Origin of the sequence: Dyella japonica DSM 16301 (assembly GCF_001010355.1) — a bacterium.
GTDB classification, from domain to species: Bacteria; Pseudomonadota; Gammaproteobacteria; order Xanthomonadales; family Rhodanobacteraceae; genus Dyella; species Dyella japonica.
In genome coordinates, this window is the sequence record NZ_JPLA01000006.1 from 92,876 (window position 1) to 114,180 (window position 21,305).

The 21,305-nt window shown below is 65.7% G+C and carries 23 protein-coding genes; 15 read left to right on the top strand and 8 right to left on the bottom strand.

Features of this window, described 5'->3' with window-relative positions:
- The first annotated feature begins 211 nt into the window (after positions 1-211).
- From gshB to Y882_RS03000, 6 genes are all read left to right on the top strand, one after another.
- Entirely contained in the window at positions 212-1,189 is a 978-nt protein-coding gene (gene gshB, locus Y882_RS02975; RefSeq protein ID WP_046970386.1) for a glutathione synthase, read from the top strand.
- A complete protein-coding gene (locus Y882_RS02980; protein WP_244466187.1) occupies positions 1,186-2,052 on the top strand; it encodes a cell envelope integrity TolA family protein in 867 nt (288 codons plus the stop codon). Before gshB ends, Y882_RS02980 begins: the two co-directional genes overlap by 4 nt.
- Before the next feature lie 144 nt (positions 2,053-2,196).
- Entirely contained in the window at positions 2,197-2,772 is a 576-nt protein-coding gene (locus Y882_RS02985) for a YqgE/AlgH family protein (RefSeq protein WP_046970387.1), read from the top strand.
- Positions 2,769-3,203 (top strand): Holliday junction resolvase RuvX, encoded by a 435-nt coding sequence (gene ruvX, locus Y882_RS02990; protein ID WP_046970388.1) that lies wholly within the window; start codon positions 2,769-2,771, stop codon positions 3,201-3,203. The genes Y882_RS02985 and ruvX overlap by 4 nt, the downstream gene beginning before the upstream one ends.
- A gap of 19 nt (positions 3,204-3,222) precedes the next feature.
- On the top strand, positions 3,223-4,149 hold the full coding sequence (locus tag Y882_RS02995) for an aspartate carbamoyltransferase catalytic subunit (RefSeq protein ID WP_046970389.1): 927 nt from the start codon (positions 3,223-3,225) through the stop codon (positions 4,147-4,149).
- Positions 4,150-4,260: 111 nt separating this feature from the next.
- A complete protein-coding gene (locus tag Y882_RS03000) occupies positions 4,261-6,024 on the top strand; it encodes a hypothetical protein (RefSeq protein WP_046970390.1) in 1,764 nt (587 codons plus the stop codon).
- Positions 6,025-6,093: 69 nt separating this feature from the next.
- Here the strand turns inward: Y882_RS03000 and Y882_RS03005 are convergent, their stop codons facing one another.
- Positions 6,094-6,843 carry a hypothetical protein gene (locus Y882_RS03005; RefSeq protein WP_046970391.1) on the bottom strand — a complete coding sequence of 250 codons (750 nt, stop codon included), beginning with the start codon at positions 6,841-6,843 and terminating at the stop codon, positions 6,094-6,096.
- A gap of 408 nt (positions 6,844-7,251) precedes the next feature.
- Between Y882_RS03005 and Y882_RS03010 the strand changes: the two genes are divergently transcribed.
- Complete coding sequence (locus Y882_RS03010; RefSeq protein WP_046970392.1) at positions 7,252-7,614, top strand: BON domain-containing protein; 363 nt, start codon at positions 7,252-7,254, stop codon at positions 7,612-7,614.
- 82 nt (positions 7,615-7,696) lie between these two features.
- Here the strand turns inward: Y882_RS03010 and Y882_RS03015 are convergent, their stop codons facing one another.
- Positions 7,697-8,863, bottom strand: coding sequence for a PilT/PilU family type 4a pilus ATPase (locus Y882_RS03015; RefSeq protein ID WP_046970393.1), 1,167 nt, complete (start codon positions 8,861-8,863; stop codon positions 7,697-7,699).
- Positions 8,864-8,972: 109 nt separating this feature from the next.
- A complete protein-coding gene (locus Y882_RS03020) occupies positions 8,973-10,013 on the bottom strand; it encodes a type IV pilus twitching motility protein PilT (RefSeq protein ID WP_046970394.1) in 1,041 nt (346 codons plus the stop codon).
- A 306-nt stretch (positions 10,014-10,319) separates the two neighbouring features.
- Here Y882_RS03020 and proC point away from each other — a divergent pair, with 306 nt between their 5' ends.
- From proC to Y882_RS03035, 3 genes are all read left to right on the top strand, one after another.
- On the top strand, positions 10,320-11,144 hold the full coding sequence (gene proC, locus Y882_RS03025) for a pyrroline-5-carboxylate reductase (RefSeq protein WP_046970395.1): 825 nt from the start codon (positions 10,320-10,322) through the stop codon (positions 11,142-11,144).
- A complete protein-coding gene (locus Y882_RS03030) occupies positions 11,141-11,716 on the top strand; it encodes a YggT family protein (RefSeq protein ID WP_046970396.1) in 576 nt (191 codons plus the stop codon). The genes proC and Y882_RS03030 overlap by 4 nt, the downstream gene beginning before the upstream one ends.
- Positions 11,717-11,822: 106 nt before the next feature.
- On the top strand, positions 11,823-13,895 hold the full coding sequence (locus Y882_RS03035) for a M13 family metallopeptidase (protein WP_046970397.1): 2,073 nt from the start codon (positions 11,823-11,825) through the stop codon (positions 13,893-13,895).
- Between the two features lie 166 nt (positions 13,896-14,061).
- Here Y882_RS03035 and Y882_RS03040 read toward each other — a convergent pair whose 3' ends face one another.
- Genes Y882_RS03040 through pdxH form a run of 3 tightly spaced genes read right to left on the bottom strand, consistent with a single transcriptional unit; the run spans position 14,062 to position 15,936 of the window.
- Complete coding sequence (locus tag Y882_RS03040; RefSeq protein WP_046970398.1) at positions 14,062-14,886, bottom strand: cobalamin-binding protein; 825 nt, start codon at positions 14,884-14,886, stop codon at positions 14,062-14,064.
- Positions 14,887-14,890: 4 nt separating this feature from the next.
- Entirely contained in the window at positions 14,891-15,328 is a 438-nt protein-coding gene (locus Y882_RS03045; protein ID WP_046970399.1) for a secondary thiamine-phosphate synthase enzyme YjbQ, read from the bottom strand.
- Positions 15,329-15,348: 20 nt separating this feature from the next.
- Positions 15,349-15,936 (bottom strand): pyridoxamine 5'-phosphate oxidase, encoded by a 588-nt coding sequence (pdxH, locus tag Y882_RS03050; RefSeq protein ID WP_046970400.1) that lies wholly within the window; start codon positions 15,934-15,936, stop codon positions 15,349-15,351.
- Positions 15,937-15,978: 42 nt separating this feature from the next.
- On the opposite strand from pdxH, the gene Y882_RS03055 reads away from it, so the two are divergent.
- Complete coding sequence (locus Y882_RS03055) at positions 15,979-16,809, top strand: kinase (RefSeq protein WP_046970401.1); 831 nt, start codon at positions 15,979-15,981, stop codon at positions 16,807-16,809.
- Here the strand turns inward: Y882_RS03055 and Y882_RS03060 are convergent, their stop codons facing one another.
- Together Y882_RS03060 and Y882_RS03065 are read right to left on the bottom strand one after the other, a co-directional pair.
- Positions 16,810-17,154 (bottom strand): YbjQ family protein, encoded by a 345-nt coding sequence (locus Y882_RS03060; protein ID WP_046970402.1) that lies wholly within the window; start codon positions 17,152-17,154, stop codon positions 16,810-16,812. It abuts the gene before it with no gap.
- 69 nt (positions 17,155-17,223) lie between these two features.
- Positions 17,224-18,057, bottom strand: coding sequence for an NAD-dependent epimerase/dehydratase family protein (locus tag Y882_RS03065; protein WP_046970403.1), 834 nt, complete (start codon positions 18,055-18,057; stop codon positions 17,224-17,226).
- A 55-nt stretch (positions 18,058-18,112) separates the two neighbouring features.
- On the opposite strand from Y882_RS03065, the gene Y882_RS03070 reads away from it, so the two are divergent.
- From Y882_RS03070 to hemE, 4 genes are all read left to right on the top strand, one after another.
- The gene (locus tag Y882_RS03070; RefSeq protein WP_046970404.1) at positions 18,113-18,646 is read left to right on the top strand and encodes a shikimate kinase; all 534 of its coding nucleotides are present in this window, start codon (positions 18,113-18,115) and stop codon (positions 18,644-18,646) included.
- Positions 18,643-19,737, top strand: a complete 1,095-nt coding sequence (aroB, locus tag Y882_RS03075) for a 3-dehydroquinate synthase (RefSeq protein WP_046970405.1) — start codon at positions 18,643-18,645, stop codon at positions 19,735-19,737. The genes Y882_RS03070 and aroB overlap by 4 nt, the downstream gene beginning before the upstream one ends.
- Positions 19,738-19,953: 216 nt before the next feature.
- Positions 19,954-20,214: a WGR domain-containing protein gene (locus Y882_RS03080; RefSeq protein WP_046970406.1), complete on the top strand. Its 261-nt coding sequence runs from the start codon at positions 19,954-19,956 to the stop codon at positions 20,212-20,214.
- A gap of 1 nt (position 20,215) precedes the next feature.
- Positions 20,216-21,283 (top strand): uroporphyrinogen decarboxylase, encoded by a 1,068-nt coding sequence (gene hemE / locus Y882_RS03085; RefSeq protein ID WP_046970407.1) that lies wholly within the window; start codon positions 20,216-20,218, stop codon positions 21,281-21,283.
- Positions 21,284-21,305 lie beyond the last annotated feature (22 nt).

The window sequence follows — 21,305 nt, forward strand, 5'->3', positions numbered from 1 at the left end:
GGTTTGCCTGCCTCGGGAACCGATCGAGGGGCCGATCGGCAATGTTTCCCTTCGGGGACAATCCGGACGTTCCAGTGCCTTGGGCAGACCACTTGATCGTTGCATAGATCAACGCAATCTCTCCGCTTCGGACGACATACACTGCCATGCTTCCGTCCGGCCGGCACGCCGGTCGCGGATGGTGACCAAGCACTACTACCGGAGAATGACGATGACCCTCAAGGTCGCCGTACTGATGGACCCGATCGGCTCGATCAAGATCGCCAAGGACACCACCTTCGCCATGCTGCTGGAGGCCCAGCGGCGCGGCCACAGCCTGTTCTACCTGGAACAGGGCGACCTGGCCGCCCGCAGCGGCGAGCCCTGGGCCCGGCTGGCGCCCCTGTCCGTGCGCGACGACGCGAGCGGCTGGTTCATGCTCGGCGAACCGCAGTGGAGCGACCTCCGCCAGATCGACGTGCTGCTGATGCGCAAGGATCCGCCGGTGGATCCGCAGTTCATCTACGACACCATGGTGGCCGAGCTGGCCGAGCGCGCCGGGGTGACCGTGGTCAACCGCCCGCAGGCGCTGCGCGACTGCAACGAGAAACTTTTTGCGATGCATTTCCCGCAGTGCATGGCCCCGACCCTGGTGACCCGCGACGCCGCCGAGCTGCGCGCCTTCGTGGCCGAGCACGGCGAAATCGTGCTCAAGCCGCTGGACGGCATGGGCGGACGCGGGATCTTCCGCGTGAAGGCCGGCGACAGCAACCTGAACTCCATGCTGGAAACGCTGATCGCAGCCGGGCCGAAGGGCGAGCACAAGCAGTTCACCATGGCGCAGAAGTTCATCCCCGAGATCACCTCGGGCGACAAGCGCATCCTGGTGGTGGACGGCGAGCCGGTGCCTTACGCCTTGGCGCGCATCCCGCAGGGCAGCGACTTCCGCGGCAACCTGGCCGCCGGTGGGCGCGGCGTGGGCGTGCCGCTGTCCGACCGCGATCGCTGGATCGTCTCCCAGGTGGCGCCGGAACTGCGCCGCCGCGGCCTGCTGTTCGTGGGCCTGGACGTGATCGGCGACTACCTCACCGAGATCAACGTCACATCACCGACGTGTGTGCGCGAACTGGACGCACAATTCGGGCTTAATATTGCCGGCCAGCTCTTCGATGTGATTGAGCGAAACCGACTCGAGACCCGCGCCGCGTGAGCCAACCTGCTGTCCGCACCGGCGCCGACATGTTCGGCGCCACCATGCTTTTCTCGCTATTGCTGCACGGCGTGGTGATTCTGGGCATCACCTTCACCTATGTGAAGGCCAAGCCCAGCCTGCCGACGCTGGACGTGACCCTGGTCGACGTGGCCAACCGCGAAGCGCCGGACAAGGCCGACTTCCTGGCGCAGGCCAACAACAGCGGCGGTGGCGAGAGCGACAAGGCAGCGCGCCCGTCGCAGCTGGTCTCGGGCGCCCTGCCCCGTCCTTCGCAAGGCGTGGCGCCGCAGCCGATCGAGGCGAGCGCGCCGCGCCCGCAGGAAGCGACCGACGACAAGCTGCTCACCACCACGGGCAACAGCCACTACAGCGTCAGCACCAACAGCGCCAAGCTCGAGCAGACCCCGCAGGACCTCCCCGAGTCGCAGGCCGACATCAAGCGCCGTCAGGAAATGGCGCAGCTGGCGGCCGAAGTGCGCGACCGCAGCGAGCAATACGCCAAACGGCCCAAGAAGAAATTCATCTCGTCCAACACCAAGGAATACGCCTATGCGGCGTATATGCGCGGCTGGGTGGACCGGGTGGAGCGCGTGGGCAATATCAACTATCCCAACGAGGCGCGTCGACGCGGCCTGCACGGCGACGTGCTGCTGACGGTGACGCTCAACCGCGATGGTTCGGTGAAGGGCATCGAGATCGTGCAAAGCTCGGGCCAGCCCCTGCTCGACGCCGCCGCGCAACGCATCGTGCGCCTGGCCGCGCCGTTCCCCTCGCTGCCGGCCGACAAGGAGCGCATCGACGAGCTCAACATCACGCGCACCTGGCAGTTCATGCCCAACGACACGCTGCACAGCCGCTGAGTGAGGAGCGGGTGGAGAAAGAGCGAGGAGTGAGTGAAGAGGAGTGAGAAGTAAGAGGAAGCGTAAAGCCGCCCTTTCTCACTTCTCACTCCTCTTCACTCACCCCTGGCTCTACGCGGCGCCTTCAGGGCATACAATGCGGCCATGGCTTCCCCACTATCCAGCCCGCAGTCTCTCGCCGGTCAGTTCCTGATCGCCATGCCCAGCCTGGCCGAGCCGCCGTTTTCGCGCGGCGTCGCTTTCATCTGCCAGCACGATGAAGACGGTGCGGTCGGACTGCTGGTGAACCAGCTTTCCGAATACCGCCTGGGCGACGTGCTGACCCAGATGAAACTCGAATGCAGCGACCTCGAGCTCGCCGATGCGCCGGTACTGATCGGCGGCCCGGTGCAGCAGGAGCGCGGCTTCGTGCTGCATCGCGAGCCCGGTCACTGGGAATCGAGTTACCGCATCAACGACGAGTGGTCGGTGACCACCTCGCGCGACATCCTGGTCGCCATGGCCCATGGCGAAGGTCCGCGCCTGGCCATGATGGCGCTGGGCTATGCCGGCTGGAGCGCGGGCCAGCTGGAGCAGGAACTGAAGGACAACACCTGGCTGACCGTCGAAGCGAGCGAGCGCGTGATCTTCCACACACCGCTCGAAGAGCGCTGGAGCGCCGCCGCCGGCCTGGTCGGGGTCGACCCGCTGCAGCTGCCGGGCTACGCGGGACACGCATGAGCTGTGTGTTTGGTTTCGACTACGGCAGTCGCCTGATCGGCGTGGCCGTCGGCAATCGATTCACCGGAAGCGCGCGCGGACTGGCCGCCATTGCGGTGCGCGAGGGCGAGCCCGACTGGTCGACGCTCGACACACTGCGCAAGGAATGGATGCCCGACACCCTGGTGGTCGGCCTGCCGCTCACCCTCGATGGCGAGGAGCAGCCCGCCAGCAAGGGCGCCCGTCGCTTCGCCGACAAACTCAACCAACGCTACCAACTGCCGGTGCAGCTCACCGATGAGCGCTACAGTTCGCAGGAAGCCGCGCAGCGCTTCGCCAGTGCGCGCGCGGCAGGCCTGAAGAAAAAGCGCGATGCTGCCACGATCGACGCCGAAGCCGCCGCCGTGATCCTCGAGCGCTGGCTGGCTACTCCCGACTCCACCGGACCCTAAGCACGGACTTCCGCCCGCCATGAGCTCTCGCCTGCGCCACCTCACCACCCTGGAACACCTGCCCCGCGAGACCATCGAGCGCCTGCTCGATCGCGCCGAGTCGATGCGCGAAGGCTGCGCCCACGGCACGCGCAAGCTGGAGCTGCTGTCGGGCCGCACCATCCTCAACCTGTTCTTCGAACCGTCCACGCGCACGCGCACCTCGTTCGAACTGGCCGCGCGACGCCTCAGTGCCGACGTGATCAATTTCGACATCGGCTTCTCCTCCACCAGCAAGGGCGAGGCGCTGTTCGATACGCTGCACACGCTGGAGGCGATGCACCTGGATGCGATCGTGGTGCGCCATAAAGTCAGCGGCACGCCTGAAGAAATGGTGCGTCATGCGATGAGCGGCGTGTCGGTGATCAATGCGGGCGACGGCAATCGCGCGCATCCCACCCAGGGCCTGCTCGACGTGCTGACCATCCGCCAGCACCGGCCGGATTTCAGGCAACTCACGGTGGTGATCTGCGGCGACGTGAAGCACTCGCGCGTGGCGCGTTCGGACGTCCATGCGCTCAAGGCGATGGGCGTGAAAGAGATCCGCCTGTGCTCGCCCAGCGCGCTGATGCCGGAAGAGTCTGAATTTCCCGGCTGCGTGATCACCGATGATTTCGACGCCGCCATCGAGGGCGCCGACGTGGTCATCATGCTGCGCCTGCAGAAGGAGCGCATGGCGGTGACCGACCTGCCCGACGAGGCGGCCTACTTCAGCCGCTACGGCCTGGACAACCGCCGCCTCGCCCGCGCCGCCAAGGCCGCCCTGGTGATGCATCCGGGCCCGCTCAACCGCGGCATCGAGATCGCCCCGGAAGTGGCCGACGGCCCGCAGTCGCGCATCCTCGAGCAGGTCGGCAACGGCGTGTTCGTGCGCATGGCGGTACTGGCTGAGGTGCTGGGCCGCTAGGCCCGCCCTGGGGCGTCAGGCCGCGGCCCGGAAGGGCTTCAGGTCACCGCGAGATGCCGCGAATGCAGGCATAATGCGCGGCGCAACACCACTTCACTCAAGGGATTAGACATGCGATCGACGACGCGCATTGCCGCGCTGGGCCTCGCCGGCGTCTTGCTGGCTGCATGCCATCACAAGGACAAGGACGCTCCGCTGGCCTTCGTACCGGCCGATACGCCGTACGTGGTGGCCAACCTCGACGTGCTCGACGACGACACGCGCAAGGCGCTGCTCGCCCAGGCCGATGCCCAGCTGCCGTCGGAACTGGTCCAGCTGCGCTCCGCCGCCGACGAAATGGCGGAAAAGGACCCCGACCTGTCGCGTCTGCTCAAAGCGCTGATCGCCGAGCTGGACGGCAAGAGCATCGAGGCGTTCGCGCAGAATGCGGGCCTCAACATCAAGGGACGCTCGGCCGTGTACGGCCTGGGTCTCTCGCCGGTCGCCCGCTTCGAACTGGTCGATCCCAAGGCGTTCGATGCCTTCGTGGCTCGCCTGGAAGCGGCCTACGGCAAGCCGTTCGACACCGCCACGGTCGGTGGCCTGAGCTATCGCAAGCATGTCACCGCCGATAGCGGCCTGCAGGTGGTGATGGCCGAGGTCGGCAAGCAGGCGGTTGCCGCCATCCTGCCCGCCGATGCACCCGAAGCCACGCTGCGCCTGGCCTTCGGCCTGGATCGTCCGGAGAAGAATCTGCAGGACGACGGTCGCCTGGAGAAGCTCGCCAAGGCGAAGGATTACCAGCCCTGGGCGATCGGCCAGGTCGATCTGGCCCGCCTGCTGCCGCTCGCGGCCAGCGGCAAGGATCCGCTGTTCAATACCCTGATCAAGGCGCACGCCGAGGCCGAATCGGCCAAGACGGGCGAACCGGTGTCCAACCAGCTGAAGGTCTCGCCGGCCTGCGAAAGCGAAGCCGTGCGCATCGCCTCGCGCGTGCCGTCGGTGAGCTTCGGCTACACCAAGCTCGATGAGAAGCACCAGAACATCCGCTGGGATGTTGCCTTGGCCGACGACGTCACCAAGGCGTTCAGTGGCCTGAAGGTGGAGCTGCCGGGCCTCGGCGCCGCTGGCACCGCGCCGTTCGACATCAGCCTGGCCGTGCCCATCGTGCAGCTGCGCAGCTTCTGGGGCGCACAGGCCGAAGCGGTGGCGGCCAAGCCGTTCACCTGCCCCTCGCTGGTCGAACTCAACGAAGGCTTCGCCAAGATCGGCCTGATGACGCAGCAGGCGGCCGTGCCGCCGATCGGCGACCTGCTCGGCCTGCGCGTGGCGCTGGACAGTTTCGAACCCGGCAGCAGCGATGCCATGCCGAAGTTCAGCGGCCGCATCCTGATCGGCACCTCCAATCCGGCCGGCCTGCTCGCCATGGCGCAGATGGCCGCTTCGGGTCTGCAGCAGGTGAAGCTGAGCACCGACGGCAAGCCGGTGGCGCTGCCGGCCGAACTGACCGCGCCGCTGGGCGCACCGGCGTGGGTCGCGATGGGTCCCAAGGCGCTCGCCGTGGCCGTGGGCCAGGGCGAAGACGTGAAGCTGGGTGAGCTGCTCAACGCTGCCAGCGGCGACGCCGGCCGCATGGGCCGACTCAGCCTGAGTGGCGACATGTATCAGGCCTGGGTGAAGGCGATGGCGCAGAAGGCCGCGCATATCGCCGAGATCACCGCAGCTTCGCAGTCGGACGACCCGGAAGCTCAGGCCAGCGCCAAGGCGGCGGCCGAGCGCTCCAAGGCGCAGTTCGAATCCATGCAGGCGCAGGCCGCACGCATCAAGTCGCTCAACGGCGAAGTGCATGTGGAAAGTGCCGGACTGGTGATCACCAGCCAGACCGAACTGAAGTAACTCCGCCATCGCGACGGAGACCAAACGGGGCGCCTGGGCGCCCCGTTTTTTTTGCGCCATGAGCGGCGATCACTGGGAGATGTCGAAGACGCACAGGGCCGCGCCTTGGCTATGGCAGCTGGTTTCGCGTGCGAATACCGCGCGTGCCCCCACCGACTCGGCCAGCAAGCCTTCGATGAAACCGCAGAAAAAACGGCCGCCGGACGCGCCGCCCGGCTGGCATAGCGGACAGGCCTTCACATGCAACTGGTGACCTTCATGATCGACGTTCACCAGCACGCGTAGCGCCGGCAAGGCGATGCGGCGTATCGCATCGGACAGACTCAACCTGGCGCTCAGGGCAAAATCCCGCTTGAACACCCAGCTGCCGGTACGCCTGCCCGCGAGATAGAGCGACGCATCGCGCGCCTCTTCCGCCACTGCGTATTCCAGGTTGATCAACCAGGGAAAGATGCGCGGATAGTCCTTCGCCATATTCGGCAGCATCCGCTCCACGCGGGCGACGTCCGCACTGGCGGCCATCACCCGGATGGGAGTCGGCGCAGGCTCGGTCGCACTGGCGGCACTCTCACGGAGCGGCACCAGTACAGGTCGCAGCGATTCGAAGCTGAGCACACGCGGATGGCTGCCCAGGGCCTCTTCCAGCGCCAGCTGCCGGTCATCCGGCCCGCTCAGCAGCAGCGTGAGGCAGGCGCCTCGTGCTTCCTGCACCAGGCGTTGGCGCAGCAGCACGTGGCCGTACTGCGCCACCACACGGCCAAGCTCGACCAGCAGCCCATCCTTACGCTCGGAAACGACCCGAACTTCCATCTCGGCCATGATTCCCCCCGAAATCAAGCCAGCACAGATTTGTGCTACGCCTCGCAAATCTGCCGTATAGCCGTCTATTCTACAAGGTGAATATTCGATTTGGCGGCATGGCTCACAGACGGTTTTGCTCAATCGTTCCACAGGACCCTTCATCAACGTCAGCGCGCGGAAAGCTACTTCACGCTTCCTCACGAGCCCATTGTGATGGGCATCACAGCTGCCACGATCTTAGTCGCGCCAACACCGTTCCAACACATCCATGACATCGCCTTGGCATGCGTAATCGCGTGCTGAACGAGATCTCCTGCCAGCCATGATTGATTCATGCCCAAGCTGTTTGGATGAAGTCACGGATGCCGCGGCGAGCGGCAACCGTCTGTCTTATGGACAGCGATTCCCCACCACAGGAGATTCCCCATGCGCATGAACAACCTGTTCCGCAAGACGCTGATCGCCGCTGGTCTGGTGGCTGCCTTCTCGGCCATGCCTGTCGCACAGGTTGCCGCCCAGGACGCCATGCAGAAGTCGTCGGACAACCAGACCGTGCCGGACAAGACGGCCGATACCTGGATCACCACCAAGGTGAAGTCGGAGCTGGCGACGACCAAGAACGTCAAGAGCACCGATATTTCGGTGACCACGATGGACGGCGTGGTGACGCTGACCGGCACCGCCAGCAGCTCGGCCGAAAAGGCCAAGGTCGAGGGCGTGGCCAAGAAGGTGAAGGGCGTGAAGAGCGTCGATGCCAGCGGCCTGACCGTCGCCGATACCGCGAAGTAAGCCCCGCCGGCCTAATGGTGGCCGCCGAAACGAAGAAGGAGCCCGCGTGGGCTCCTTCTTTTCTTGCATCGTTACGCCGACCTCAGCGGTGCAACAGGCCACCGCCGAAGTTCTGCGAGTCCTTGGTCTCTTCCAGCTCCACGCCGTCCAGGCCTTGCGACAAGGTGTGTGCATCGCCGCCCTGGGCAAGCTTGATGCGCAGACGCACTTCGTTGGAGCTGTCCGCGTGGCGCAGGGCATCCTCGTAGGAGATCTCGCCGGCGTGATAGAGCTCGACCAGGCTCTGGTCGAAGGTCTTCATGCCTAAGTTGGTCGATTCCTTCATCACTTCCTTGAGCTTGTGGATCTCGCCCTGGCGGATGTAATCCTGCACCAGCGGCGTACCCAGCAGCACTTCCACCGCCACGCGACGCGCCTTGCCGTCGGGCGTGGGAATCAGCTGCTGCGCCACCACGCCCTTGAGGTTGAGCGACAAGTCCATGAACAGCTGGGAGCGGCGATCTTCCGGGAAGAAGTGCAGGATGCGGTCCATCGCCTGGTTGGCGTTGTTTGCATGCAGCGTGCACAGGCACAGGTGACCGGTTTCGGAGAAGTTGATCGCGTGCTCCATCGTTTCACGCGTACGCACTTCGCCGATCATGATCACGTCGGGCGCCTGGCGCAGGGTGTTCTTCAGCGCGTTGTCCCAGCTGTCGGTATCGATGCCCAGCTCGCGCTGCGTGATGATGCAGCCCTCGTGCTTGTGCACGTATTCGATCGGGTCTTCGATGGTGATGATGTGGCCGGTCGAGTTGGCGTTGCGGTAGCCGATCATCGAGGCCAGCGAGGTGGACTTACCGGTACCGGTACCGCCCACGAAGATGATGATGCCGCGCTTGGTCATCGCCAGCTGTTTGATCACCGGCGGCAGGCTCAGCTCCTCGATGGTCGGGATCTTCGACTCGATCCGGCGCAACACCATGCCCACGCAGTTGCGCTGGTAGAAGCACGACACGCGGAAGCGGCCCACGCCCTGCGCCGAAATGGCGAACTGGCACTCGTGGGTCTTTTCGAACTCTTCGCGCTGCGAGGGCGTCATCACGTTCAGCACCATGTCGCGCGACTGCTGCGCGGACAGCGGGCTCTGGGTGATCGGCACGACGCGTCCCTGCACCTTCATCGACGGCGGCACGCCGGCCGTGATGAACAAGTCGGAGGCCTTCTTGTGCACCATCAACTTGAGGAAGGAGGTGAAATCGAAGTCGCTCATGGGAACCCCCGCAAATCGTGAATAGCAAACAGCCAATGGGAAGAGCAGGAACGATGCAGGCTGGAGTAACCCGTTGTGCTTGGATGGTTCCCCAACGCCTCTTCCCTAGTTACCCCTTGAAGATGTCCTTGTTGCGCGCATAGCCCAGCGCCTGCTGGCGCGTCACCAGGCCGCGCTTCACCAGGTCCTGCAGGTTCTGGTCGAGCGTCTGCATGCCGTGCTGCTGACCGGTCTGGATGGACGAGTACATCTGCGCCACCTTGTCCTCGCGGATCAGGTTACGGATCGCGGGGATGCCCACCATGATCTCGTGCGCGGCGATACGTCCGCCGCCCACCTTCTTCAGCAGCGACTGCGAAATCACCGCGCGCAGCGACTCGGACAGCATCGAGCGCACCATCGGCTTTTCGCCGGCGGGGAACACGTCGATGATGCGGTCGATGGTCTTGGCGGCCGAGCTGGTATGCAGCGTGCCGAACACCAAGTGGCCGGTTTCCGCCGCGGTCAGCGCCAGTCGGATGGTTTCCAGGTCGCGCAACTCGCCGACCAGCACATAGTCGGGATCTTCGCGCAGTGCCGAACGCAGCGCCTCGTTGAAGCCGTGCGTGTCGCGATGCACTTCGCGCTGGTTGATCAGGCACTTCTGCGAGGTGTGCACGAATTCGATCGGATCCTCGATGGTGAGGATGTGGCCGTATTCGTTCTTGTTGATGTGGTCGACCATCGCTGCCAGCGTGGTGGACTTGCCCGAACCGGTGGGTCCGGTCACCAGGATCAGGCCCTGCGGCTGCTCGATCAGCTCGCGGAACACGGCCGGCGCGGCCAGGTCTTCCAGCGTGAGCACTTCGGACGGAATGGTACGGAACACCGCACCGGCGCCGCGGTTCTGGTTGAACGAGTTGACGCGGAAGCGCGCGAGGCCGGGGATCTCGAAGGAGAAGTCGACCTCGAGGAATTCTTCGTAGTCGCGTCGCTGCTTGTCCGACATGATGTCGTAGATCAGCGAGTGGACCTGCTTGTGCTCGAGCGCGGGGATATTGATGCGGCGAACGTCGCCGTCCACGCGGATCATCGGCGGCAGGCCGGCGGACAAGTGCAAGTCCGAGGCCTTGTTCTTCACCGAGAAGGCAAGCAGTTCGGCGATATCCATCTGGTTTCCCCTTGAACCCAATCATCTGGATGGCAAACGCCCGGGCGGGAGGCGGTTTTCCCCAGACGCGGCAACGCGGCGCATAGGCGCCGAGCCGTGCGACAGGTCCGTTCCCCGTTCCCAAGCTGCTGGCCGATACTACTCGCCGCGCGGGCCGCGCCACCAGTCTTTCGTTTGGCCGTAAGCCGCAAACTGCGGACCAGGTTCGAAGTTGCAGCCCAAAGCGGCCACGGGCTCTGCACTTCCGCCACAGGACGGGCGGCCCCGGCCTCCGGTAAGGTACGGACCCATCAGCGAGGACCCTGCATGACACGTATCGCTTTCATCGGCGGCGGCAATATGGCGCGCAGCCTGATCGGCGGCCTGCTCAAGACCGGCGTGGCCGCCTCGGCCATCACCGTGGCCGAGCCCCGCGCCGACGCGCGCCAGGAGCTGGGCCGCGAGTTCGGCATCGCCAGCTATGCCGAGAACCGCCTGGCCGCCGCGGAGGCCGACGTGCTGGTGCTGGCGGTGAAGCCGCAGATCATGCCGGCCATCCATGCCGAACTGCTCGACACCCTGGCGCGCCAGCGCCCCATGCTGATCTCGATTGCCGCCGGGGTGCGCATCGACCAGCTCGAGCGCTGGTTCGGCCATGCCCTGCCGATCGTGCGCTGCATGCCCAACACGCCCTCGCTGATCGGTGCCGGCGCCACCGGCCTGTTCGCCAACCGGCGCACCAGCCCGGAGCAGCGCGCCAAGGCGCAGCACATCATGGATGCCGTGGGCCTGACCCGCTGGGTCGAGGACGAATCGCTGATGGACACCGTCACGGCGGTGTCCGGCTCCGGCCCGGCCTATTTCTTCGCCATGGTCGAAGCGCTCGAACACGCCGCGTTCGCCCAGGGCATGTCGCGGGAAACCGCGCGGGCGCTGGCCGCTCAGACCTGTCTGGGCGCCGGCCGCATGCTGGTGGAGAGCGGTGAAGACCCCGGCGTGCTGCGCCAGCGGGTGACCTCGCCCAACGGCACCACCCAGGCCGCGCTGGAAAGCCTCGCCACCGATCATTTCGCCCAGGCCGTCGCCCACGCCGTGGCTGCCGCCACGCGCCGTGGCGCTGAGCTGGCCGCCGCCCTGGACAACGTATCGTGAGTTACCTGGTCAACGCCCTCTCCTTCCTGGTCGAGCTGGCCTTTGGCGCCGCCGCCGCGCTGTTTGTGCTGCGCCTGCTGGCCGAGGCCAGCCGCGTGGATTTCCACAATCCGCTGAGCCAGTTCGTCTACCGCACCACCAACCCGGTGCTGGCGCCGATCCGTCGCCTGCTGCCGAACTGGCGGCGCATCAACATCGCCGCCCTGTTGGTGGTGTGGTTGTTGATGCTGATCAAGCGCATCGTGCTGTTCGCCCTGCTCGGCCTGTTTCCCCATGTGCTGGGGCTGCTGGTGCTGTCGATTGCCGACACGCTGGACTTCATCGCCATGTTCTATGTGGTGCTGATCTTCATCTGGTCGCTGATGAGCCTGTTCCAGGTGGAGTCCTACCATCCGGTCTATCGCCTGGCCGGCAGCCTGGTGGCGCCGCTGATGCGTCCGCTGCGCGGCAAGCTCACCGCCGGCGGCCTGGATTTCGCGCCGTGGGTGGTGATGATCGTGCTGATCCTCGCGCGCCTGCTGCTGGTGTCGCCGCTGACCGACCTCGGCGCGCGCCTGGCGCTGGGCCTCTGAACCTCTTCCACGTCCATGACGCACGGGTTGCCGGCACGCATCGCCGGCCGGCGCGCCCTGGACGCTTCATCGTCATGTCCAACCTCTCTCCTGGAGCATTCACCGGATGAAAGCGACTCTGCCTACCCTGCGCCGCCGCCTGATCGTGCTGGCCCTTGCCGCCGCCTCGGTCGGCAGCGCGTATGCCGCCAGCACCACCGCGGCGCCGACAACGACCAAGCCCGACGTGGTCGCCGATCACATCGACACCTCGGTGAAGCCTGGCGACGACTTCTTTGAATTCGCCAATGGCGCCTGGCTCAAGGCGCATCCGATCCCGCCCGAGGAATCGCAGTGGGGCATCGGCCAGGTGGTGCAGGACGAGCTGTACGCCAAGCTGCGCAAGATCAGCGAGGACGCCGCCGCCAACAAGAGCGCCGCTCCCGGCAGCGACGAACAGAAGATCGGCGATTTCTGGACCATCGCGATGGACCAGGCGCTGGCCGACCAGCTCGGCATCACCCCGCTGAAGGACGAACTGGCGCGCATCGATGCCGTGCACGATGTGAACTCCGCGCTCGACGAGGCGTTCGCGCTACAGCTGCTGGGCGTCGGGCCGTTCTTCGACTTCTCCGTGCAGCAGGATGAAAAGCAGAGCGACGTGATGGCGGTGCATCTGTGGCAGGGCGGTCTGGGCCTGCCGGAGCGCGACTATTACTTCAACAAGGAGCAAGGCGTCGCCAAGGTACGCACCGCGTACGTGGAACACCTGCACCGCACTTTCCGCATGCTGGGCAAGAGCGACGCCGAAGCGGCCAGCAGCGCCAAGCAGGTGATGGCGTTGGAAACCGCGCTGGCCAAGGTATCGCGTCCGCTCGCCGATCTGCGCGATCCGGAGAAGAACTACAACAAGATGGCGCCGGCCGATGTCACGGCCAAGTACACGCCCGCCATCGCATGGAACACACGCCTGGCCGGCTGGAAGCTGTCGGCCAGCACGGTGATCGTCGGCCAGCCGGAATTCTTCAGCGGCATGCAGGCCTTGCTGGCCAAGACGCCCACGCCGGTCCTGCGCGACTACATGCGCGCCCGCCTGGTGGACGCATACGCCAGTTATCTCAGCGCGGATTTCGACAACGAGCACTTCGACTTCTACGGCCGCACGCTCAAGGGCCAGGCCCAGCAGAAGCCGCGCTGGAAGCGCGCCCTGCGCGCCGAGAACAATGCGCTCGGCATGATCCTCGGCCGCATCTATGTGAAGGACTATTTCTCCGAGGCCTCCAAGCAGCGCTATAACACGATGGTGGAAGCCATCCGCACCGCCTACGGCGAACGCATCGACCAGCTCGACTGGATGAGCCCCGCCACCAAGGCCAAGGCGCACGAAAAGCTGGCGGCGATCACCAAGAAGGTCGGCTATCCGGACAAGTGGAAGGATTACTCCAAGCTCACCATCGGCCGCACCTCGTACGCGCAGAACATGATGAATGCCACGCGCTGGCAGGCCGAAGACATGATCAGCAAGTTCGGCAAGCCGGTGGACCGCAACGAGTGGGAGATGACCCCGCAGACGTACAACGCCTACTACAACCCCTCCAACAACGAGATCGTGCTGCCCGCCGCGCAGTTCATGATCCCGGGCTTCGCCGACAACCAGATCGATGATGCGGTGGTGTACGGCTATGTCGCCGCCTCCACCATCGGCCACGAAATCACCCACGGTTTCGACGACGAAGGCCGCCAGTACGACGCCAAGGGCAACCTGGTCGACTGGTGGACCAAGGAAGACGCCACCCGCTTCAAGCAGCGCGCCGACGTGATGGTCAAGCAGTTCAATGCCTACGAACCGCTGCCCGGCCTGCACATCAACGGCGAAGCCAGCCTCGGCGAAAACATCGCCGACTTCGGCGGCATCATGATCGGCATCGATGCATTCAAGAAAACCGAGCAATACAAGAAGGGCGAGAAGATCGCCGGCTACACCCCGATGCAGCGCTTCTTCCTCGGTTACGCCCTGGGCTGGCTGTCGCAGGAACGCCAGGAACAGCTGCGCACCGGCCTGCTCTCCGATGTGCATGCACCGGCCAAGTGGCGAGTGAATGGGCCGCTGTCGAATGTGCCGGATTTCTATGAGGCGTTCGATGTGAAGCAGGGGCAGCCGATGTGGCGGCCGGAGAATCAGCGGGTGAAGATCTGGTAAGTGCCTCTTGATCCCTCTTCCTCGCGGGAGAGGGATCGCATCTCTCTGTGGGAGCGCACCCTGTGCGCGACAGTCACGCTGCGGTGTATCGCTCCGTTGGCTTGTCGCGCACAGGGTGCGCTCCCACAGTGTTTTTGCCGTTTGCGGCGGGGCCTCTAGAAGCAGGTCAGTTGCGTTGTTTTCTGTCCCACTCCGCAAAAATCCCGTGCATCGCCTCGAGCCCATCGAACAACGCCGCCGGTCCCGGCTGCAAAATGATCGGCGACTTGATCTCGTAAAGATCGCCATGCTGGACGGCTGGAATCGCATTCCAGCCATCGCGCGCGGCCACCTTCTCCGGCCGAAAGCGCTTCCCGCACCATGAGCCCAGGATGATGTCCGGCGCCGCGCGCACGACCTCACCCGGATCGGCCAGGATGCGATGCTTGGCCAGCGACTCGCCCGACATCTGCGGAAACACATCCTCACCGCCAGCGATGCGGACCAGTTCCGCCACCCACTCGATGCCGGTAATCAGCGGATCGTCCCATTCCTCGAAATACACCTTGGGCCGCTGCGAGAACTGGGCAGCTGCGGCCTGGATGCGCTCGATCTGTTGCTCGGCCTTGCGCGCGTATGCCTCCGCTTTGTCGAACGCACCCACCATCGCGCCCAGGCGCCGGATATAGGCAAGGATGCCGTCCACGCTGCGGTGGTTGCTGATCCACACTTCCACGCCGGCCTTGATCAGCTCGCGGGCGATATCGGCCTGGATATCGGAGAAGCCCACCACGAAATCGGGCTTGAGCTTGAGGATCTCCTCGATCTTCGCGCTGGTGAAGGCCGACACCTTGGGCTTTTCCTTGCGCGCCCGCGGCGGCCGCACGGTGAAGCCGGAAATGCCGACGATGCGATGTTCCTCGCCGAGGGCGTACAGCACTTCGGTGGGTTCTTCGGTGAGGCAGACGATGCGCTGCGGATAGTGGTCGGTGTTGCTGCGAATATCAGTCACGCCTTCAATGTCCCAAGACGGTCACCGTGATTTTGCGCTGGTGCGGATCGCGGCGGTGTTCCCATAGATAAATGCCCTGCCAGGTTCCCAGCTGGAGTTTTCCCGCGTGCACCGGCACCACCAGGCTGACGCCGGTAAGAATGGCACGTACGTGTGACGGCATGTCGTCCGGGCCTTCCTCGTCGTGCTGGAAGATCGCGTCGCCGTCGGGCACGGCGCGCGAGAACCAGCGCTCCAGGTCCTCGCGCACCGCCGGATCGGCGTTTTCGCTGATCAGCAGCGAGGAGCTGGTGTGCAGGCTGAACACATGGGCGATGCCCGTGTGCACGCCGCTGGCGGATACGACGTCACCGACCTTGTCGCTGATGTCGGTGAAGCCGCGTCCGCGGGTGTGCACGACAAAGCCATTCTGGGCGACGTGATCGGCGGGCGCTGCACGCATGCGTATGGCCTTGGTCGGGTTCAGGGATACAGCAGGCGGCTCGTCCAGGTCTGGCCGTGGCGACTCCAGCGCACGCGTTCGTGCAAGCGGTAATCGGCGCCGTACCAGAATTCCACCATGTCCGGCTCCACCACGTAACCGCCCCAATGCGGCGGACGCGTCACCGGGCGGCCTTCGAATTCGTGTTCGTAGCGCGCGTAGCGCTGCTCGAAGGTTTCGCGGTCGGGCAGCGTCTGCGACTGCAGTGACGCCCAGGCGCCAAGCTGGCTCTCGCGTGCACGCGTGGCGAAGTACGCATCCGATTCTTCCGGCTGCACCTTGCGCGCCAGGCCTTCGACGCGCACCTGCACGGCGTTGCGCAGCTGCTTCCAGTGGAAGCACAGCGCCACCTGGGCATGCGCCTCGAGCTGGCTGCCCTTGTCGCTTTCGTAATTGGTGTAGAAGCGGAACCCACGTTCGTCCGCGCCCTTGAGCAGGACGATGCGCGAGCTCACCCGCCCGGCCGCATCGACGGTGGCCAGACTCATGGCCGTGGGCTCGGGTTCTCCCGTCGCCGTGGCCTCGTCCAGCAGTTGCACGAATGTGTCAAGGATTTCAGGTTTCAGCATGGGGGTCTTGAATCGTGGCTCGCGCGCGCCATCATGGCTGGCATGTCACCAGATGCTAGCACGCAGAATTCCACGCTGGCCGGGCACCTGCTCGACCAGTATGCCGGGCGCATTGCCCGCGCCCGGCGCCCTTACGTACTGGGGCTCTCCGGCCTGCAAGGCAGCGGCAAGAGCACGCTGGCGCGGGAGATGAAGGCCCAGGCCGAAACCCGTGGCTGGCCGACCGAGGTGTTGGCGCTGGACGACTTCTATTATTCGCGAAGCGAACGTGAAGTCCTTGCTCACCAGATCCACCCACTGCTGCGCACCCGCGGCGTGCCGGGCACCCACGAAATCGAACTGTTGCTGTCGGTGCTGGCCGCATTGCCGCAGGCTTCTGACAAGTTGCCGGTGAGCTACCCGCGCTTTGACAAGGGCCGCGACACGCGCGTGGCCCCGTCGAAGTGGCCCAAGGTCACCCGGCCGCCCAAGCTGGTGATCCTGGAAGGCTGGGCGCTGGGCCTGCGCCCGCAGCTGCAGGCGGCGCTGGAGCCACCGGTGAACTCGCTGGAACGCGACGAAGACCCCGAAGGCATCTGGCGCCACTGGGTCAACAAGCAGCTGCGCGCCTACCAGCCGCTGTGGCGCAAACTCGATGCCTTGATCGTGCTGCAGGCGCCCAACTGGGAAATCGTGCGCCGCTGGCGCAGCCAACAGGAAGAAGAACTATTGGCCCGCCATGCGCCACTGGCGATGGACGCCGACACCATGGTCCGCTTTCTCGCCCATTACGAGCGATTGAGCCGCCACGCGCTCGCCACCTTGAAGGAACAGGCCGATACCTCGGTGGAATACGACGATGACCGTCACGTCATCGCGCTCAACCACAGCTGATCAGGCGACCGGCTCGACCACGACTGCCGTACCGTAGGCCAGCACTTCGGTCACGCCTTCGGCCACGTCGTTGGCGTCATAGCGCATGCCGATCACCGCATTGGCGCCGCGCTCGGCCGCGTGACGCATCATCAGCTCGAAGGCCTCTTCGCGCGCCTTCTCGCACAGTTCCGTGTAGATGGTGATATTGCCGCCCACCAGGGTCTGCAAGGCGGCGCCGAGATTGCCCACTACGCTGCGCGAACGCACGGTGATGCCGCGCACGATGCCCATCGGGCGCACGATGCGATAACCCGGCAGTTCGTTGCCGGTGGTGATCATATGGAGCGACACGTTGCTGGGCATGGAACTCTCCGAGCTGAGTGGAATATCAGGGCTGATCTTGCTTGGACGACAGTGCGAGCGGATCGTGACTCAAGCGTCGCCGTCCAGCAACGCGGCGTAACCGTCGCGCGCATCGGGCCATTGCGGGACGAAGCCGCTGGCGCGCAAGCGTGCGTTGCTCAAGCGTTTGCTGCCGACGCCTGCTGGCGCCTCACCCTCGGCTGGCAGCGGAGCATGCACGCGCCGCGCAAGCTCGTCGTAGAGCACATCCAGCGGCAGCGGCGTGTTGTCCACGCCCAGGTAGAGCGGCAGCGGGTCGCGCACAAGGAGTAAGTGCACGATGGCTGCGGCGGCGTCATCGACATGGATGCGATTGGCCCAATGCGGCGTCGCGCGCGGCACACGCACGGCGCCGGTGCGCAGGCGTTCGATCAGCTGCATGCGTCCCGGCCCGTACAGCCCCGCCAAGCGCAAGACCACGGCAGGTGCGTGTTTCGCCACATGGCGCTCGGCCTCCAGCAACACGCACCCGTTGAAGCCGGGCGGTGCCGGCGGTGTTTCCTCGTCGACCCAGGCGTCGCCATGTTCGCCATAGACCGCGCTGGAGGACACGAACAGCAGGCGCTGCAAGGCTTGCGTGTCGAGCGCATCCAACAGGAGTTGCAGGCCATCCACGAACACCGCGCGATACAGCGCCTCGTCGCGAGCGTCCGGTGTCGGCAGGTAGATGATGTGGGTGATGCCATCGGGCAGCGAACGCAGCGTTTCAGGCTTCGTCAGATCGCCCTGTACCCAATGGATGCCATGCTCGCCGCTGCCCGCGCCACGCCGCAGCGCCCAGACCTCGTCGCCACGCGCCCGCAGCAGACGCGCCGCGCGCAGCCCGACATCGCCCGCGCCGGCAATCAGGACGCGCGCACTCATGGCATGCTGCCCGGTCCGCACCACGATGCGCTTACGCGCCTGCTAGCATTTACCCATGAATCCATCGTGCAACCTGTTCATCGTCGGCCCTACCGGCGCCGGCAAGACGTCCATCGGGCGTCGGCTGGCGGACCATTATGGGCTGAGCTTCATCGATATCGACCAGGAAATCGAACGGATTTGCGGCGTGCCGGTCAGCACCGTGTTCGAGATCGAGGGCGAGGCCGGCTTTCGCCAGCGCGAAAGCGCGCTGCTGGAGGAAACCAGCCGGCGCAACGGCGTGGTGATGGCCACCGGCGCTGGCGCGGTGCTCGATCCGGCCAATCGTCGACTGCTCGCCGAGCGCGGCTACGTGCTGTGGCTGCAGGCCACGTTGGAACAGCAGCTTGAGCGCCTGGCGCAGGATCGGCAGCGGCCGCTGCTGGCCGGGGTGGACCGCGCCGAGCGCCTGACCGCCATGGCGAAGAGTCGCACCTCGCTCTACGAGGAGCTGGCCGACCTGGCGATCCCCGGCGCCCACGAAACCGTGCATGCCGCCAGCGCGCGCAGCATTCTCCTGATCGATCAGCATTGGCAACGAGCCGCATGACCACAACCACGCCCCGCACCATCGACGTTGCCCTCGGCGATCGCAGCTATCCCGTGTGGATCGGCCCCGGCCTGCTCGCCGATGCCACCCGCTGGCGCACCGCCCTGCGCGGGCGCCATGCGCTGGTGATCAGCAACACCACCGTGGCGCCGCTGTACCTGGAGCGCGTGGCGGCAGGGCTGGATGGCCTGCACTGGTCGAGCTTCCTGCTCGACGATGGCGAGGCGCACAAGACCTTCGCCAACGTCGGCCGCGCCCTGGAGGCACTCGCCCAGTTGGGCGCCACCCGCGATGCCTGCGTGGTGGCGCTGGGCGGCGGCGTCGTCGGCGATCTGGCGGGATTCAGCGCGGCCTGCTGGATGCGCGGCATCGACTTCATCCAGATGCCGACCACGCTGCTGTCGATGGTGGATTCGTCCGTCGGCGGCAAGACCGGCGTGAACCTGCCCGCAGGCAAGAATCTGGTGGGCGCCTTCCACCAGCCTCGCGCCGTGATCGCCGATACCGACACGCTCGTCTCGTTGCCTGATCGCGAATACCGCGCCGGCCTCGCCGAAGTGGTGAAAGGCGCGGCGATCGGCGACTCAGCGTTCTTTGCCTGGTTGGAAAATCATGCCGCAGCATTGAACGCACGCGAGAGCGCACCGCTGATCGAAGCGATCGCACGCAAGGTGCAATACAAGGCCGGCGTGGTTGCGCGCGACGAAACCGAACAAGGCGAACGCGCCCTGCTTAACCTCGGCCACACCTTCGGCCATGCGCTGGAAACCGCCGGCAAATACCAGGTGCTGCTGCATGGCGAAGGTGTCGCCGTGGGCATGCTGCTGGCCGCGCAGTTGTCCGAGCGCATGGGCATGAGCGAGGCGGCCGATACCGAACGCCTGCATCGATTGCTGGCTGCGATGGGTCTGCCGACGGCGATTCCTGCCGGCATGGATCCCGAGCAGCTGCTCGCGCTGATGCGGCTGGACAAGAAGAATCTGGCGGGCACGCTGCGGTTGATTCTTTGGCGGGGCGTTGGGCGCGCGGAAATCGTCAGTGGGGTGGGTGAGAAGGACGTTCTGGCGGTGCTGGAGCGCGCTGCAAGCTAAGAGACTCGGCTTCGTCGCCGTCGCGCACAGGGTGCGCTCCCACATGGGCGACCGACACTTGTGGGAGCGCACCCTGTGCGCGACGTGGTCCGCCAACAGACTCACAACACTCGCCTTTCGCCCCAACGCGACACGCCGCCGCACTCGCCCCCCAGGGGCGAAGCCTTCTAGAATGCGGGTCTGCGGTTTTCCGCCCTCATCTTCGAACCGGACTCCATGCGCCTTTACCTGCAAGCCATGACCGCCACCGCCGAGGCGCCGCGTTATGCCCAGATCACGCTGGAGCAGGACTTGCTGGGCGGCTGGACGCTTTATCGCGAATCGGGTGTGCAGGGCGGCAAGGCCACCCTCAAGCGCGAGCAGTTTCTGGAGCGCGACGACGCGCTTGCCGCCTTCGAAAAAGCACGCGACGCGCAGATCAAGCGCGGCTTCCGCGTGATGTTCAGCCAAGGCCTGGACGGCCCGTACGGACCTTAAGATGACCCAAGCATTGAAGAACGACCGCTTCCTGCGCGCCCTGCGCCGGGAGGCCACCGACACCACGCCCGTGTGGGTCATGCGCCAGGCCGGCCGCTATCTGCCGGAATATCGCGCCACTCGTGCACGCGCCGGCAGCTTCATGGCCCTGGCGCAGAACCCCGAGCTGGCCTGCGAGGTCACGCTGCAGCCGCTGGAACGCTTCGAGCTGGATGCGGCCATCCTGTTCTCCGACATCCTCACCATCCCCGATGCGATGGGCCTGGGCCTGAGCTTTGCGCAGGGCGAGGGTCCGCAGTTTGCGCATCCCGTACGTACGCGCGCCGACATCGAGAAACTCGGCGTGCCGGATATGGAAACCGAGCTGCGCTACGTGATGGATGCGGTGCGCGTGATCCGCAAGGAACTGGACGGGCGCGTGCCGCTGATCGGTTTTTCCGGCAGCCCGTGGACGCTGGCCTGCTACATGGTCGAAGGCCAGGGCTCGCGCGATTTCGCCCGCCTCAAGGCGATGTGCTGGAGCGAGCCCGCGCTCGCGCACCAGCTGCTCGACACGCTGGCCCAGGCCGTGGCGGCCTATCTGATCGCCCAGGCCGCCGCCGGCGCCCAGGCCCTGATGATCTTCGACACCTGGGGCGGTCTGCTCGGCCCCGCGCCGTTCCGCGAGTTCTCGCTGCGCCATATGGCCCGGGTGGTCGAGGCGCTGAAGGCCCACCCCGCCAGCCGCGACCTGCCGGTCACCCTGTTCTCCAAGGGCGCCGGCCAGCACCTGGCCACCATGGCCGACACCGGCTGCACCGCGCTGGGCGTGGACTGGACCATCGACCTTGCCGACGCCCGCCAGGCTGTCGCTGGCCGCGTCGCCCTGCAGGGCAACCTGGACCCGGCCATCCTGCAGGCCGACCCCGAGGTGATCCGCCGCGAGGTGCGCCGGGTGATGGACAGCTACGGCAACCATCCCGGCCACGTGTTCAACCTGGGCCACGGCATCACCCCGGAAGTGAATCCGGAGCATGTGAAGGTGCTGGTGGATGAGGTGCACGCGTACGGCAGGCAGCTGCGCGGCTGACGCTTTCTCCCTCTCCCCTCCG